This is a genomic window from Nocardia sp., from assembly GCF_025465275.1.
GTDB lineage: Bacteria > Actinomycetota > Actinomycetes > Mycobacteriales > Mycobacteriaceae > Nocardia.
Map to the genome: position 1 here is coordinate 91,182 of NZ_JAODNK010000080.1, position 16,526 is coordinate 107,707.

The following is a 16,526-nucleotide window of genomic DNA, read 5'->3' on the forward strand; positions in this document are numbered from 1 at the left end:
AGCACGATCATGCCGATCGATTGCGGTACGTCGCGCGCTGGTGGGTCCCGGCGGGTGAGGTAGGAAGTGGGAGCGGATCATGCTGTCCAACGGGGACGTCTTCGCGGGCTACATTATCGAGCGGCAGCTGGGGCGCGGGGGAATGGGCTCGGTTTATCTGGCCAAGCATCCCCGCCTGCCCCGGCTGACGGCGCTCAAGCTGCTGAACCGGGAAATGGTGTTCGACAAGGAGGTTCGCGCGCGTTTCGAGCGCGAGGCCGATCTGGTCGCCCAGCTCGATCACCACAATATCGTCACCGTCTACGACCGCGGGCTCGAAGAGGGCCAGCTGTGGATCTCCATGCAGTACGTCGACGGTGTGGATGCCTCCGGCGTGAATCCGCAGACGCTGCCGCCGGAGCGGGCGGTGCAGATCGTCGCCGAGACCGGGGACGCGCTGGACTACGCGCACCGCAACGAGGTGCTGCACCGCGATGTGAAGCCGGCGAACATTCTGCTGGCGCGGTCCACCGGCGGTAAGGGTGAGCGGGTCTACCTCACCGACTTCGGCATCGCGCGCCTGCGCGACGACCACGGCCAGAACCTCACCCAGACCGGCACTTTCACCGCGACCCTGGCCTACGCCTCCCCGGAACAGCTCACCGGTTCCCCGCTGGACGGCACTTCCGACCAGTATTCGCTGGCCTGCACCCTGTTCTGGCTGCTCACCGGATCCGGCCCGTTCTCGGCGACCAATCCGGCCGCAGTCATCCAGGGGCATTTGCAGCAGCCCCCGCCGCCGCTGAGCGGCCTGCGGCCCGGTCTGCCGCACTCGCTGGACCTGGTGATGGCCAAGGCCATGGCCAAGCGCCCGGAGGACCGCTTCCCCAGCTGCGCCGATTTCGCCGCGGCCGCCCGCCGCGCGCTGGTCGCGCCCAGCGCGCCGGCCATGCCGCTGGTGAATCCGCGTACCGCGCCGCCGCAGCCCGTCATGGGCGCGAGCCCGACGATCGCGCAGCCGACCGGTGGGTTCATGAACGGCGCGCCCACGCAGACTTCGGGCGGGCATATGCAGCCCGCGGGTAGCCCGACGCAGACGGGCGGGCGGCCGAATATCTCCGGATCGGCGCCGACGGTGACGCCGAATCAGTATTCGGCACAGGTGAATACGGCCACACCGCCGCCGCAGCAATTGTTCAATTCCGGCGCCCGGCCGACAAATCAGTACACCGCCCCGCCGACGTACAACTACCCGAATCAGTCCGGCGGCTACCCCAATCAGTCCGGTGGTTACGCCAATCAGTCCGGCGGCTATGCCAATCCGCCGGGGCAGGTTCCGCACGGCCCGCCACCGAATATGCGACCTCCGGTCGGTTCGCCGCAGTCGCAGCCGCCGAAGAAGTCCAATACCGGGCTGATCATCGGCGCGATCATCGGCGTTGTGGTGCTCGCCATCGCCGCCGTCGTGGTGCTGGTCGCACTCAGCGGCGGCAGCAATAAGGCCGGTGGCACGACGACCACCGCCAAAGCGCCGGCGACCTCCGCTTACGCGTCCGCCTCCGCGGCCCCCACCTCCGCGTCCTCCGGCGGCTCTTCCGGTAAACCGGTCGATGTGGCCGGGATCAGCGCCCAGTTCTCGCATCTGGTCCCGGCCACCGCCACCGGCGATACCGGCTACAACGGTGCGAGCTGCTGGGTGGCCGATCCGAAGAGTCCGCCGGACAAGTCCGATGGCGAACCCGATTTCGGTGATTGGGCGGCGCAGTGGCGTTGCTTCGGCGGCGGGAACAATGACGATCCGTTCTACCGGATCTACGCCTACTCGTCGGCGGACAAGGTGCAATCGGTGGTCAGCGGCCTCTCGCCGGATAAGAAGTCCACCGATTCCAGCGGTGGCAAGACCTACACCAACTACCAGTTCACCGGCTCCCGGCCGCGTATGGTCACCGTCTTCACCGGTGACAACAACCGCACCCAGTACCTCATGTACACCGACGGTGTGGCGGGCACCCTCGACGCCGTCCTCACCTGGTGGCGCTCCGCACCTTTGAACTAGGGTCGACTTCGCCAACTTTCGGCTCTGATGGCGAGCTCGCGGCTCGTCCCATTACAGGCTGGTTCGTGGCCCGTCTCGTTCTGGACCGAGTGGAGCGGGGGAGCGAACGGCTCCATAGGCCTGCGCCTTGGAGGAGCGGAGGGAGGGAAGAACGAGACCAAGGGGGCCGCGAACCCGCCGTAGCGAAGCGAAGGCAAAATAACACTGTGCTGCGCAGCGGAGAGACGTTTGCGGGTTACCTGATCGAACGTGAGCTCGGTCGTGGGGGAATGGGGTCGGTGTATCTGGCTCAGCATCCGCGACTGCCCCGGCGAACTGCGCTGAAGCTGCTGAACCGGGAGTTGTTCGGCGACAACGAGGTTCGCGCTCGTTTCGAGCGCGAGGCCGATCTGATCGCGCGCCTCGAACATCCGCATATCGTGCCGATCTACGATCGCGGTATCGAGGGCGATCGGCTGTGGATCTCCATGCGCTATATCGACGGTGTGGACGCGTCCTCGCTGAACGCGACGGAATTGCCGCCGCAGCAGGCGATCCGGATTATTGCCGATACCGCGAAGGCATTGGATTTCGCGCACCGCAAGGGTGTGCTGCACCGGGATGTGAAGCCCGCCAATATCCTGCTGGAACGCGATGAGGGCGAGGAGCGGGTCTTCCTGGCGGACTTCGGCATTGCCCGCCTGCGCGAGGATTCCACCAGACTCACCCAGACCGGTTCCTTCACAGCCACGCTCGCGTATGCGGCCCCGGAACAGCTGATCGGCAAACCACTCGATCACCGCTGCGACCAATACTCTCTGGCGTGCACCCTGTTTCGCCTGCTCACCGGCGATATTCCGTTCGCCGCCGAACATCCGGTCGCCATCATGCAGGGGCATCTCAATCAGCCGCCGCCCCCGGTCAGCCTGCTACGCCCGGGGCTACCCCAGGCCCTCGACGCGGTAATGGCCCGCGCCATGGCCAAAGAACCCGCGGATCGCTTCGATTCGTGCACCGCGTTCGCGGTCGCGGCGCAGCAGGCGCTCGCCGCTCCGACCGGTTATGCGCCCACTCGCCAACTCCCGCCGAACGCGGCACCTGCCGGAAACGGATCGGGCCGCGGCCGGTTCGAGGCCAAGCCACCGGCCGGTCAGGCCTGGTCGGGCCCGGGCGCGCCCCAGGTCGGTGAGGTGCCAGGCTCGCCCGCAAGGCAATTCGCGCCGCCTCGGCACGGGATGACACCGCCCCGGACGGCGGCCATGTCCGCTCCGTTCACGGGTCAGCCCGCGGCCAGACAGTTTTTGAACGGCGGTGCCTTGGTGACGCCCGCGCGCGGGCTGACCGCGCCGGGCGGGCCGGTGCGTGGGGGGAAACCGCCGGGAGCGCGCACGGTGTTCAGCGGGAAGCCACCGGCCAAACCGCGTAAGCGCCGGTCGAAGCTTCGCGGCTGTCTGCTGGGTCTGCTTTTGATCGTGGTGGTCCCGGTGGTCGCGGTCGCCGGTTGCCTCGCCTACGCCGACCGGCAGACTCCCTCGACGCCGCCCGCGGTGATCACCAACCACGTGCCCCCGCCCGGCGTGACCGATGAGCAGACCTATGACCCGACGGACGGCGCGACCATTTCCGCGCCGGTGCCCACCGGTGAGATCGCACCTATGCGGTGATCATCAGCCCTCAGGATGATCTAAGGAATCCATGAGGGTGCGGGTCTCCGGGCGATCCCGGATGGCGTCCGGCGCGGAACCTCGACACACTGGACGTCATGACTTCGAATGTCTCCGATACCGTCGGCCTCGACGCGGGCGCTGACACGGTCGCCGCCCGGGCGACCGATCTGGTGAAGATCTACGGCTCGGGCGACACCCAGGTCCGAGCTCTAGACGGGGTAACGGCCGAATTTGCGAGGGGCGAGTTCACTGCCATCATGGGGCCGTCGGGCTCCGGCAAGTCCACCCTCATGCACTGCCTCGCCGGGTTGGACGAGGCCACCGCGGGCGCGGTGCACATCGGTGACACCAACCTCACCGAACTGTCCGACAAGGGCATGACCCAGCTGCGGCGCGACCGGATCGGGTTCGTCTTCCAGGCCTTCAATCTGGTGCCGACGCTCACGGCGCTGGAGAACATCACGCTGCCGCTCGATATCGCGGGCCGCAGGGCCGATGAGGAATGGCTCTCGACCGTGCTCAAGCGGCTCGGCCTGAACGATCGCCTCACGCACCGGCCGAGCGAACTCTCCGGCGGCCAGCAGCAGCGCGTCGCATGCGCGCGGGCGCTGGCGGGTAAGCCGGACATCATCTTCGGTGACGAGCCGACCGGAAACCTGGACTCCAGATCGTCCGGTGAGGTGCTGGCGATTCTGCGCGCGGCCGTGGACGAATTCGGGCAGACCGTGGTGATCGTGACGCACGATCCGCGCGCCGCGTCCTACGCCGACCGGGTGGTCTTCCTGGCCGACGGCCGCGTGGTCGACGAATTGCGTTCGCCCACTGCTGATTCCGTGCTCGACAAGATGAAGTCCCTGGAGACGGTCTAATGTCCGGAAGTCCCATGCGCAAGGTTGCCTTGCGCAACCTCGCCGCGCACAAGGTGCGGCTCGTGCTCACCCTGCTGTCGGTGGTGCTCGGAACCGCCTTCATCGCAGGGTCTTTCGTTTTCACCGACAGCCTGCAGCACACGTTCGACGATATCTTCGCCAATCAAGCCAAGGGTGTCGATGTCCGGGTGAGCCCGAAAGAGCGGCAGTCCCTGGGCATTCCGAACGAGACCGTCGACAAGATCGCGGGCATGAACGACGTGCGCGCGGTCGCGCCCGGCGTGAACGGGCCTGTAGTGCTGCTCGAGAACGGTAAGGCCGTACAGACCGGCGGCGCACCGACTTCCGGCACCTCCTACCTGCCGCCGGACAAGTCCGTCGCCGCGCCCGACAAGTACAGCGCCGGTGGACCGCCTGCCAAAGCGGGGGAGATTTCCATCAACCGGGGCGGCGCCGATCTCGCCGGGCTGCACGTCGGCGATCGGACCAAGGTGCTGGTCCCGTCGAAGGGCAATATCGACGTCACGGTGTCGGGCATCTACGACCTGCCGGGCAATACCGGTGGATTCATCAATCTGTACTTCGAAGACACTCAGGCCAAGCAGTTGTTCACCGACGGTGAGCATGTCGCCTTTGTCGATATCGCCGCCAAATCCGGTGTGCAGCCCGATGTGCTGCGCGATCAGATCGCCAAGGCCTTCCCCGATTACAAGGTGCAGGACGGCGATCAGGTCCGCGCCGATATGAAGAAGCAGATCGGCGACGCGCTCAAGTTCATCAATTACTTCCTGCTCGCCTTCGGCGCCATCGCGCTGATCGTCGGCACCTTCATCATCTACAACACCTTCTCCATGCTGGTCGCGCAGCGCCTGCGGGAACTGGCGCTGCTGCGGGCGATCGGCGCGAGCCGGCAGCAGGTGGGCCGGTCCGTGGTCGGTGAGGCGCTGATCATCGGATTGCTCGGCAGCGCACTGGGACTCGCGGCCGGAGTGGGGCTGGCCCTCGGGCTCTCCGCAGTGCTCAATGCCTTCAACCTCGGCCTGCCGACCGGGACGATGTCGCTGCAGCCGCGCACCGTACTGGTGGCGCTCGGCGTCGGCACGCTGGTAACCGTTTTCAGCGCCTACGCTCCGGCGCGCCGTGCGGCGACCATTCCACCGGTGGAGGCCATGCGCGCCGAACTCGGATCGGCCACCGACTCCAGCCGGGTGCGCACCATCAGTGGTGCGGTGCTGGGCGTCGCGGGTGCGGTGCTGGTCTACCTCGGGTCGCGCAATGCCGGCGGCAATGCGGCCCTCACCGTCGGAATCGGTGCGCTGGCACTGATTTTCGCGGTGCTGCTCGGCTCCCCGGCGCTGTCGCAGCCGGTGGTGCGGGCGCTCGCCGTGCTGGTGCGGCCCTTCGGTCCGGTCGGCGTGATGGCGCGCAACAATGCGCTGCGCAATCCGCGCCGCACCGCGGCCACCGCCTTCGCGCTCACACTGGGGATCATGCTGGTGACTGCCATCGGCATGCTCGGCTCCTCCTCCAAGGCCAGCATCAGCGAGCTGGTGGACAAGGGCGTCAAGGCCGACTTCATCCTGCAGGGACCGGCGAACAGCTTCGTCGGCGTGCCGCTGGCCGCCGGACCCGCCGTGCAGGCGATCCCCGGTGTGCAGGATGTGGTGCAGTTCCACGGGGTGGCCCTCAAGGTCGGCAATGATCAGCTGCTCGGCACCGTGCCCGAGGGTCCGCTGGACAAGGTGCTCGGCTACGACGTGAAACAGGGCACCGACAAGCTCGGCGACAACGGCATCATGGTGTCGGAAACCGAAGCGGGTGACCGCAATTGGCATGTCGGTCAGACCGTCGATGTGACCAGTCTGGACAATAAGAAATACCAGGTCGTCGTCGACGGCATCTATAAGGACACCCAGCTGCTCGGCACGATGGTGGCGCCGATGGCGCTGTACGACCAGGTCATGCCGGTCAGCTTCCGCACCAATTTCATCGTATTGATCACCGCGCAGCCCGGTGCGGATCTCACGGTCATGCGGACCAATCTGAACAAGGCCGTCGACCAGTGGGCCGTGGTTCAGGTGCAGGACCGCAATGACTTCAAGGGTGCGCAGGGTAAGCAGATCAACACCATGCTGGCCATCCTGTACGGGCTGCTGGCGCTGGCGGTGGTGATCGCGATCCTCGGCATCGTCAATACGCTGGCGCTGTCGGTGGTGGAACGCCGCCGGGAGATCGGCATGCTGCGGGCCGTCGGGATGCAGCGACCACAGGTGCGGCGAACTATCTATCTGGAATCCATGCTCATAGCGGTCTTCGGTGCGGTGATCGGCGTGGTGCTCGGGCTCGGTCTCGGCGCCGGATTCCTGCGCACCCTAAGGGATCTCGGCTTGCAGCAGATCGCGGTGCCGTGGGGGCAGATCGTGATCATGATGGTGAGCTCCGCGGTGGTCGGCGTGCTCGCGGCGCTGTGGCCGGCGATACGTGCGGCGCGTACGCCACCGCTCGCGGCCATCGCCGATATGTAGGCGCGGCGGAAGCTGCTGGTTAGCAAAGGATTCGGCCGATCACCTCGGGGTGACCGGCCGAATCCTATTGTCGGGGAGCGTCAGCGGTAGTACAGGATGGTGACAACCACCACGATGACGATGAGCAGAATTGCGGTGACACCCGCGATCATCCAGCCGACCGGGAACGAACTGCTCTCGGGCGCAGAGTATGTCGGCTGCTGCTGCGGCCCGGACGAGAAATTCGCCGACTGGTTCGCAAAGGCCGGACTGCTGGACGGATTCTGATACCCGGGGGACTGCGCCGGATTTTGGTATGCCGGGGCTTGCGCCGGATTCTGATACGCCGGGCCGGATGTCTGCACGGGGTTCTGATACGCCGGTCCGGACGTCTGCGCCGGATTCTGATACGCCGGACCCGATACCGGGTTCTGATACGCCGGGCCGGAGACCTGCCCCACCTGCGGGCGCGGGGTGGACGGAGTCGGCGGCGGAATCACCGGCTGCGGGCGGGCCGGGGTCGGCTGCCTGGGCGCGACGACGATCGGCTGCGGATGCGCCGGGGTCGGCGGGCGCGGGGGCACGGCCTGGCGGTTGGCCAGGGCGTGCTCGACGGCCGCGGCGAATTCGACGCAGGAGCGGAACCGGTCCTGCGGGCGCTTGGCCAGCGCCCGCGCGAGCACCGGGTCGATGGTCCGGGGTAGCTCCGTGCGTAGTGGGCTCGCAGGGGGCGGCGGCAACTGCAGATGGCCGCGAATCACCGCGGCCGGGCTGGTGCCCTCGAACGGCACCACGCCGGTGAGCAATTGGAACAGCGTGCAGGCCAGCGCGTACTGATCGGAACTGCCGTCGATGACGCCGCCGGTCAGCTGCTCGGGGGAGGCGTAGGCCAGGGTCGCGGTCACCGTGCCGGTCTGGGTCAGATGACCGGTGTCGTCCCGCAGCCGGGCAATGCCGAAATCGGTGAGATAAACCCGCTCCCCGCCCCCGGCCTTGCTGGAGGACCGGGCCAGCAGGATATTCGCCGGCTTCACATCCCGGTGCAGGACGCCCCGCCCGTGCGCGTAGTCGAGGGCCTTGGCGGTTTCGGAAATGATCTGCGCGGCGCGCAGCGGCGGCAGCGTGCCCGCCTTGACGGTGGAGGCGTTCACACCGTCCACGTATTGCATGGAGATCCACAGCTGCTCGTCCTCGGTGCCGCGGTCGTAGACCGTGACAATATTCGGATGATCGAGCTGCGCCACCAGATCCGCCTCCCGAATGAACCGGGCGCGGATCTCGGTGTCGCTGAACATCTCCTGATTCAGCAACTTCAGCGCGGTCTTGCGCGGCAGGCGGGGGTGCCGGGCCAGATACACCGACCCCATACCGCCGCGGCCGAGCTCGCGTTCGACGACGAACCCCGCGAATACATCACCGGTGCGCAAAGTACGAGCCCCCGTTCCACGAGACAGATCCGCAGGTAGCTTAGCTGGGTTTGTTTTGCCTCCGCTCGCTCCGGCGGGTTCGCGGCCCTGCTACCCGATTCTTCCCTCCCTGCGCTCGCCGCTGCGCGGCATTGCTCCGCTCAGTCCAGAACCGGGCGGGCCGCGAACTCGGGGGATTTCGGTCTGCGGGTCGGGGTTACGGCTTGCCCGCGTTGAGGTGGGCCCAGGCCTGTACGTCGCCGCGGTCGAGGGCCACGGCCAGCAGGTCGGGAAAGCGGTCGGGGGTGCAGGCGAAGGCGGGGACGCCGAGGGCGGTCAGGGCGGCGGCGTTGTCGTGGTCGTAGGAGGGGACGCCCTCGTCGGAGAGGGCCAGCAGGACTACGACCTGGACGCCTGACTCCTTCATGCTGCGAATGCGGCGGAGCATTTCGGCGCGGACGCCGCCCTCGTAGAGGTCGGAGATCAGGACGAAGAGGCTGGCCTCGGGGCGGGTGATCAGCGATTGCGAGTAGGCGATGGCGCGATTGATATCGGTGCCGCCGCCGAGCTGGGTGCCGAACAGGACATCCACCGGATCGGCCAGCTTCTCGGTGAGATCCACGACGGCGGTGTCGAACACCACCAGTGAGGTCTTCAGCGAGCGCATGGAGGCCAGCACCGCGCCGAACACCGAGGCGTACACCACGCTCGAGGCCATGGATCCGGATTGGTCGATGGCCAGCACCACATCGCGGCGCACCGCCTGCGCCTTACGGCCGTAGCCGACCAGGCGTTCCGGAACCACCGTGCGGTACTCCGGCAGGTAATTGGCCAGATTCTTGCGAATGGTGCGGTCCCAGTCGATATCCCGCAGTTTGGGGCGCGATACCCGTGCCGCTCGATTCAGTGCGCCGCCGACGGCCGCAATCGTCTGCGCAGCCAACCGCCGCTCTATCTCCCGCACCACCTTCCCCACCACCATGCGGGCGGTGGCCTTGGTGGTCTCGGGCATCACTCGATTCAGGCTCAGCAGGGTGCCGACCAGATGCACATCCGGCTCCACCGCCTCCAAAAGCTCCGGCTCCAACAGCAATTCGGTCAGATTCAACCGATCCACCGCATCCCGCTGCATCACCTCCACCACGGTCGACGGGAAATATCGCCGGATATCGCCCAGCCACCGCGCCACCTGCGGTGCAGACCCCCCGAGCCCGCCACTGCGCCGCCCACTCGCCCCACCCCGGGCATCAGCGTCATACAGCGCCCCCAGCGCTCTATCCATGGCCACATCCTCAGCGCCCCCGAGTCCACCCAACCCGGCCTCGGCAGCACCGCCCAGCACCAGTCGCCAACGCCGCGACTGCATTTCGTCGACCTCGCTCATGGCATTCCTCCCAGATCTCGCAAGATGTACCCGCACTCGGCCGACCCGTCCCCGGCCGGACTACCCCCGCCCTCGGCCGGACTACCCCCGTCCCCGGCGGGAATTCCCTCGTCATCCCGGCGTGCTTTTGGCCGGGATCCACAGTGACTCAGTTGATTCCGGTGGATTCCCGCCAAAAGCACGCGGAAATGGCGGGGGCGGGGGCGGGGGGTGCTGCTCCTCGGCCGGATCATCCGGCCACCCCCAGAATTTCAGTGGCGGCGCTGAGCGCGAGTTCGCCGCGAGTGATGTTGTATTCGGTGGTGCTTGGGCCCGCGGTTGTCGGCGCTCCGTGGCGTACGGCTTGGCCGATGGCCTGGCGCTCGCCCGTATCGAATGCGCCGAAGGTGCGGCGCAGCAGGGGGAGGGTGGCGACGAACTGGTCTTCGTCCAGTGCGCAGAGCCAGGTGTCGATGAGGCTCAGCATGTTTCGGTCGTGCACGAGCAGGAGGCCGCGGCCGCCGAGGAAGCCGTCGATCCAGGACGCCTTGCCGATTGCGCTGTGGCCCACCGAGAGCGCGGCCGATAGTCGGCGGGCCGATTCGGCGGCGTCGATGAGTTCGGCGTCGCAGAGCAGCCGGACGGCCCGGCCCACCAGTGAGCCGTTGATATCGTCGCGGTCGGCGAGGGTGCGCAGGGCGGAAAGCCAAGTGCTGGTGGCCCATTCGCTGTCGCGGGCGGAAAGCGCCAGATGCACGGCATCGATGAGGGCGCGCAACTCGGCGGCGGCGTCACCGTCCAGCCCGGTCACGGCGCTGGGCAGACCGGCGCACACGCGCACCAGCAGGCCGTCGGCCACCCGGGTGAGGGCGTCGGTATCGGTGCCGCGCACATCGCCGTAACGCAGGGTGCGCAGCAGGCCCGGAAGCGCCGCCAGCAGATGCGTGACGTCGTGATCCAGTGCCGCAACCGATTCCAGGCGGGTGATGAGCCCTGCTGTGGCCCCGCCGAGGTCGGCCAGCAGTGCCGACTCCAGCGCCGCCGATACCGTGCCCACGGTGGCATCCGGTGCGGCCACGACATCGAGGATCTTGGCCTCGGCGGCAATGCGCAGGGTGGTGCCCCAGCGCGCCGCCTCCACCACCGCGATGGCCAGTTCCGGCCGCCACTGCAGGGTCCAGGTCTCCCGGAAGGTGCCGGTATTGCGTACCTGGCTGTCGGTGAGCCGCCCCCATCCGATGCCGAGCAGCCGGAGCCGGTGCAGCAGCCGGGATTTCGCCATACCGTTCTCGGTGCGCAGGTCCAGGTCCACCGTGCGCTCCAGGGCCTGCTGCTTCAGGCGCAGGGTTTTCACCTGGGCGCGCAGATCGGCCTCCAGCGGCACCGTCGGCGTGCCGTCCGGTACCGCGCCGAGCGCCTCACCGACCACCATTTCGGTGCTGACCAGCCGCAGCAGGGTCTCGTCACCGTCGCACAGCACCGCCCGCGTCGCCTCGGTCACCTCGGACAGACCCGCGAGGGGCCGCCCGCGCAGGGTCGCGAGAGTCTCTGCCAGCCGGACCGATTCGATAATGTGCGCACTCGACACCGGCAGATCGTGCCGGCGCAGCATGCCCGCCACCCGGGTGAGCCAGCGCGCGATCGGCTGCTCGGTCTGGGTGAACAGGTGGTGGTACCAGCCGGGCGAGGTAATGCCCGCGCCGTACCCCGAGGCCGTCGACAAGCGCGAATGCGTCCACGGCACCCAGGTCAGCGTCGCCTTGCCCCTGGGCAGGCCCTTCAGGATCCGCGCATCCGCGGCTGCCGGGCCGAGCTTGCCGGACAGGGCCGGACCGTGCCAGGCGCCGCAGACGATGGCGAGTCGCTGTGCGCCGTCCTTCAGCACCTTTCGCATGACCTGCCGCATATGCGCCTCGCGGCGCAGCGTGTGCTCGTCGATATCGGCGGTTTCCCGCAGCGCCGTCATGGCCTCGTTCACCGCATCGAAAATGTCGGCGTCCGAGGAGGATTCGACAATCGCGTCCCACCAGCGCTCGGCATCGTCGTAACCGCCGGCCTCGGCGAGTTCCGAGAGCGGATCGCTGCGATCGCCGGGCTCGTCGTCGAGGGCGAGCGTCATGGCGGCGGGCAGGTCGAAAAAGCCCACCACAGGCACCGTGTTTTCCGAGCCGTAGCGCATGGCCTGCCACTCCGGGGAGAACACCGCGAAGGGCCACAGCGCGGCCTTGGCGGGTTCATCCGGCTGATAGCCGAGCAGGGCCACCGGGGGTTCCATGCCCTCGGCGGCGATATAGCCGAGCAGTGGATCGGCATCCGCCGGTCCCTCGATGAGAATGGCGTCGGGAGAGAACTTTTCGAGAGCCAGGCGCAGTGAGCGCGCCGAACCGGGGCCATGGTGGCGGATGCCGAAGATCCGGGTCTCCGCCGCCAGGGTGGTGGACAGAGTGGTCATCAGCTCACCTCGCGGCAGGCCCGGTAGAAGTCGGCCCAGTCGGGGCGCTGGCGCACCACGGCTTCCAGATATTCGGTCCACACCACGGAATCGGCGACCGGATCCTTGATGATCGCGCCCAGCACCGCGCCCGCGATATCCGAGGGCCGCAGCACGCCGTCACCGAAGTGCGCGGCCAGGGCCAGACCATTGGTGATCACCGAAATCGCCTCGGCCGTGGAGAGCGTGCCGGACGGCGACTTCAGTTTGGTGCGGCCGTCCGCGGTCATACCGGAGCGCAGCTCGCGGAAGACCCGCACCACCCGCCGCACCTCCTCGGCGGCGGCCGGCACGGCGGGCAATTCCAGTGCGACACCGAGCTGCTGGACCCGGCGGGTGACGATGGAGACCTCTTCGTCCTCACCGGCCGGCAGCGGCAGGATCACGGTATTGAAGCGTCGCCGCAGCGCCGAGGACAGTTCGTTCACGCCGCGGTCGCGGTCATTGGCGGTGGCGATCACATTGAAACCCTTGGCCGCCTGCACTTCGGTGCCCAGCTCCGGCACCGGGAGCGTCTTCTCCGACAGCACGGTGATGAGCGCGTCCTGCACATCCGAGGGAATGCGGGTGAGCTCTTCCAGCCGGGCGATGGAACCGGCGCGCATGGCGGTCATGATCGGCGAGGGCACCAGCGCGGCCTCGCTCGGACCTTCCGCCAGCAGGCGCGCATAGTTCCAGCCGTAGCGGATGGACTCCTCCGAGGTGCCGGAGGTGCCCTGCACCAGCAGCGTCGACCTACCGGACACCGCGGCCGCAAGGTGTTCGGACACCCAGGTTTTCGCGGTACCGGGTACACCGAGCAGCAGCAGCGCCCGATCGGTGGCGAGGGTGGCGACCGCGACCTCCATGAGGCGGCGCGGGCCCACATACTTGGGGCTGATCACGGTGCCGTCCGACAGCGTGCCGCCCAGCAGATAGGTGACCACGGCCCATGGCGACAGCTGCCAGGAGGGCGGGCGCGGGCGATCATCGGATTTGGCCAGTGCGGCCAGTTCGTCGGCGAAGGCCTGTTCGGCGTGCGGGCGCAGCAGGACGTCCTGCTCCTGAATGGTGCTCACATCAGCTCCTCGAGCATTGTCTTACGTTGAATGAGGTCGTGGGCGAGTTGGTCGAAGGCCTGCTCCCAGTACGGATCTCCGCACTTGCGGGCAATACCGGTCACCATGTCGGCGACGGTCACCGGGAAATGCGCGGCTGCGGCGCGGAACAGGGTGCGGTAGGAACCCGGGACCAGACTGGGCGCGCCCGGCCGGTCGGCACAGAGCTGTGCGCGGTCCAGCAGTAGGCGCAGGACGTGTTCGGCCATCGGGCTGGGCCACGGTGTTCGCATGGCGCGCAGCAGGGATTCGATTTCGGCGAGCCAGCTGCTGTCCAGTCGGCGTAGATGCCGGATCTGATCGTCGAGCGGTTGCAGGGCGAAGAGTTCGCGCAGCTTCTCGCTATCGGACTCACCGGCCTCCTGCGCGGCGAAGGAGGCGAACAGCGCCCGCGCCCAGTCCGAATTCCGCTGTGCCAGTGCGGCATCCGACCAGCCCGCGAATATGGGGCCGCGCATGGTCTCGGTCATGGCCGTGCGCACCGCCTGTTCGGGCGGGCCGAGGACCCGCTCCCAATGCCGCAGCGGGGTGGCGGCCACCACCCGGTGCAGCCATTCGGCGGCCAGATCGGGTGCGCCGTCGGCGCGATAGGCGGTGGCGGAATAGGCGGTGTAGCCGAAGGAATCTCCGATGCCGTCGCGGCGGGCGGCGTCGTCGAGCACACCCGGCCCGGTGGTGGTGAGCTCCGGACGGCGCAGTCGCCGCCCGAAAGTCAGCCAGGCGCCGGCGCGCTCGGCCATGCGCTGTGCGAAAGCCGAATCGGGCAGCCGGCCCAGCAGATCCGCCGCCGTGCGGCGTACCTCGGCCCGGCGATCGTCCAGCGCCGATTCGAGCAGTGCCTCATCCGCGAGCGAGAGCCCGTCGGCGAGCGCAGCCAGCAACTCCACCTTCCCGGGGCCGGATTCGGTGCTCCAGGAACCGGCGAGCGCCCCCCGCGCGGCCGCCGGATCGCGATGGCGCAACTGCACCAGCCACATTCGCCGTTCCGCGGCCCGGCCGTGCGACCACACCGACTCGTCTTCCACCGCTGCTCGCACCAGCGTGCGCCAGCCCGGATGCTGGGCGGCGAGCCACCGTCCCCGCGCCCCGGCCAACCGCAGCAGCGGTTCCCGATGTGCCGCAAGCGCTTTCGCACGCTCGAGCAGCACGCTCGTCAGCGCGTCCGGAGCCCGGAAATCTCGTTTCCCGACCATCGCGAGCCACTCGTCCAGGAACGGCGAATTGTCGGCGAGCAGTTCCGCGAGCCGGACCGCAGCCGCCTCCGGCAACCGAGCGCGCTCGTCATCATCCGCGACCGCAGGCAGTTCCACCGACCCGGTGCTGACACCACCGCGTGCGAAACAATCCTGCAGCGCAGCGGATTCGAGCAGATCGGCTGCCGGATCACTCGCCAGCCGCAAGGCCGCCGCGGCCACCGGCGCAGCCAGCCCGGCCCGATTCGTCGGCCGCCGAGCCGTCCCGACCAGTGCGGCCGACACCAGTTCCGTGCTCCCCGCATCGGACCGCGTCGACCCGCTCGGCACACCGTATGTGGTCCCCTCCGCCACACCGATGTCCACCACATTCCCGCCGTACAGTGCCGCGACCGGCACCAGCCCGTCGGCAGTCCACTCCCCGACAACAGTCAGCGGATGCCCGCCCGACAGCCCCAACAGCCGCCACGGCTCCCCATCCGCAACCGCGATCGGCACCGCCGTCGAATCGGCTTCCGTCAGATACCAGCCACTTTCGTCCCGGACCGGCACCATCTCCACCAACAACACCGGCCACGCCCGCAAGAACGGATCCGCCCCAACGGCCCGCGCCTGCTCCTCCAGCGCAGCGGCAATGCCGCCCGGCCGCGCTGACTCATTCACTGCGGGTACAGCTTTCGCCTGCGGAGTAGTGGCTGCTACACCGGCGGCCGCGAGGCCGTTGTCCACCGGACCGGTGGCGCTTCCCTCGGCGTTCGCGGTGCCGGTCGGTCCTGCGCTGTGGGTCGGTGTCGCGTGGGCGCCGATCGGTGTCGCGTCGGATCTTCCGGCGGCCCGTGCTGTTTCCGCACCGAGTTCGGAAGTGGCGCTGCGATTCCAGGTGTCGCCGGGAAGCGGGATCGTGGTGAATGGGTCGGGGTGGGTGTGGCGGGCGCCCCAGAGGGCGCGGAGGGGGGTGGAGCCGGGGTAGTAGTGGACGTCCGCCTCGACTTGGAAGCCGGGGAGGGGGGTGTCCTGGGGGAAGCTGGGGCTGCCGTAGTGGTGGTCTACCAGTAGGGCCCAGCGGGCGGAGGCGCGGCCGCGCAACCAGACTCGGCGGGTGTAGAGGCCGTCCTCGGTGGTGGTGCGCCGGCCTACGACCATCCAGTGGTCGCGGAGCGCGGGTTCGGCGCGGACCGCCTCCACCGGAGTGGGATAGCCGATATGGGTGCGGACACTGGCTTGCAGTGCGGGGGAGAGGGTTTCGAGTCGGCGGTGCGCGGTGGCGAGCAGGTGCAGGCGAGCGTATTCGCGCAGCAGCAGCTGGGGCCATTCCGAGCGGGCCGCCGCGCGGGGCAGCTGGCGCAGCGTGGTGGCCACGCCCGGAGCCTGGGCGTCGACCATGCGGGCCGCGACGGTTTCGAAGGCGGTCAGCGAGCGATCGGCCTGCGCCAGGCCGGTCCGGACCTGATCGGTCAGCCAGATATCGAGATCGGCGAGGCCGGCGGTGACGCGGGCCCGGCGCTGATCGGCCGTGGCGGAATTACCGGTGCGCGGCGAATTCGATTCGGGTGCGGACTTTTTCGCTTCCCGGGCGGCACGCCCGTCCAGCCATTCGGCCGCGAAATCGGCAATGGTGTCGGTAGCGGCGATATCGCCAGCGGCCCAGGAAAGCAAAAGTGACAATGCGTGTTTGCACGGGAATTTGCGACTCGGGCACGAGCATTTATATGCGGGACCCGAAGTGTCGATGACGGTCTGATACGGGCGGCTGCCGCTGCCCTGGCACAGTCCCCACAGTGCGGTGTCGTGCTGCCCGCCACCGCTCCACTTGCCGCGCAGCTTGCGTGCGGCGGTGAGCGATGCGGCATCCGGAGCCAGCGCCGCGATCTGCTCGGCGGTCCAGGCGGTGGTCATCATGCCCCCTTCGTTCGTTCTCCCTA

General features: G+C 68.3%; 9 protein-coding genes. 4 read left to right on the top strand and 5 right to left on the bottom strand.

The genetic code is table 11. The annotated features are described in order from the left end of the window. Nucleotides 1–79 precede the first annotated feature (79 nt). The 4 genes from JWN03_RS19430 to JWN03_RS19445 all read left to right on the top strand — a co-directional run bounded on the left by JWN03_RS19430 (nt 80) and on the right by JWN03_RS19445 (nt 7,075). The gene (locus JWN03_RS19430; protein WP_297616701.1) at nt 80–2,035 is read left to right on the top strand and encodes a serine/threonine-protein kinase; all 1,956 of its coding nucleotides are present in this window, start codon (nt 80–82) and stop codon (nt 2,033–2,035) included. Between the two features lie 206 nt (nt 2,036–2,241). Beyond that, nucleotides 2,242–3,678: a serine/threonine-protein kinase gene (locus tag JWN03_RS19435; RefSeq protein WP_297616704.1), complete on the top strand. Its 1,437-nt coding sequence runs from the start codon at nt 2,242–2,244 to the stop codon at nt 3,676–3,678. Nucleotides 3,679–3,776: 98 nt separating this feature from the next. Then, complete coding sequence (locus JWN03_RS19440) at nt 3,777–4,550, top strand: ABC transporter ATP-binding protein (RefSeq protein ID WP_297616707.1); 774 nt, start codon at nt 3,777–3,779, stop codon at nt 4,548–4,550. Between the two features lie 14 nt (nt 4,551–4,564). Next, nucleotides 4,565–7,075 (top strand): ABC transporter permease, encoded by a 2,511-nt coding sequence (locus tag JWN03_RS19445; RefSeq protein ID WP_297616710.1) that lies wholly within the window; start codon nt 4,565–4,567, stop codon nt 7,073–7,075. An 80-nt stretch (nt 7,076–7,155) separates the two neighbouring features. Here JWN03_RS19445 and JWN03_RS19450 read toward each other — a convergent pair whose 3' ends face one another. The 5 genes from JWN03_RS19450 to JWN03_RS19470 all read right to left on the bottom strand — a co-directional run bounded on the left by JWN03_RS19450 (nt 7,156) and on the right by JWN03_RS19470 (nt 16,503). Then, entirely contained in the window at nt 7,156–8,481 is a 1,326-nt protein-coding gene (locus JWN03_RS19450) for a serine/threonine-protein kinase (protein WP_297616713.1), read from the bottom strand. A gap of 196 nt (nt 8,482–8,677) precedes the next feature. Beyond that, nucleotides 8,678–9,844, bottom strand: a complete 1,167-nt coding sequence (locus JWN03_RS19455; protein ID WP_297616716.1) for a VWA domain-containing protein — start codon at nt 9,842–9,844, stop codon at nt 8,678–8,680. A gap of 229 nt (nt 9,845–10,073) precedes the next feature. Continuing rightward, nucleotides 10,074–12,275 (bottom strand): DUF5682 family protein, encoded by a 2,202-nt coding sequence (locus tag JWN03_RS19460; protein ID WP_297616718.1) that lies wholly within the window; start codon nt 12,273–12,275, stop codon nt 10,074–10,076. Continuing rightward, nucleotides 12,275–13,372 (bottom strand): ATP-binding protein, encoded by a 1,098-nt coding sequence (locus JWN03_RS19465; protein ID WP_297616722.1) that lies wholly within the window; start codon nt 13,370–13,372, stop codon nt 12,275–12,277. The genes JWN03_RS19460 and JWN03_RS19465 overlap by 1 nt, the downstream gene beginning before the upstream one ends. Continuing rightward, nucleotides 13,369–16,503: an SWIM zinc finger family protein gene (locus tag JWN03_RS19470; RefSeq protein WP_297616725.1), complete on the bottom strand. Its 3,135-nt coding sequence runs from the start codon at nt 16,501–16,503 to the stop codon at nt 13,369–13,371. Before JWN03_RS19470 ends, JWN03_RS19465 begins: the two co-directional genes overlap by 4 nt. Nucleotides 16,504–16,526 lie beyond the last annotated feature (23 nt).

What these genes read in the sequence shown, in the direction of transcription:
- JWN03_RS19440 (WP_297616707.1), top strand. Translation starts at nt 3,777, where the DNA reads ATGACTTCGAATGTCTCCGATACCGTCGGCCTCGACGCGGGCGCTGAC.
- JWN03_RS19460 (WP_297616718.1), bottom strand. Translation starts at nt 12,275, where the DNA reads ATGACCACTCTGTCCACCACCCTGGCGGCGGAGACCCGGATCTTCGGC.
- JWN03_RS19445 (WP_297616710.1), top strand. Translation starts at nt 4,565, where the DNA reads ATGCGCAAGGTTGCCTTGCGCAACCTCGCCGCGCACAAGGTGCGGCTC.
- JWN03_RS19430 (WP_297616701.1), top strand. Translation starts at nt 80, where the DNA reads ATGCTGTCCAACGGGGACGTCTTCGCGGGCTACATTATCGAGCGGCAG.
- JWN03_RS19455 (WP_297616716.1), bottom strand. Translation starts at nt 9,844, where the DNA reads ATGAGCGAGGTCGACGAAATGCAGTCGCGGCGTTGGCGACTGGTGCTG.
- JWN03_RS19470 (WP_297616725.1), bottom strand. Translation starts at nt 16,503, where the DNA reads ATGATGACCACCGCCTGGACCGCCGAGCAGATCGCGGCGCTGGCTCCG.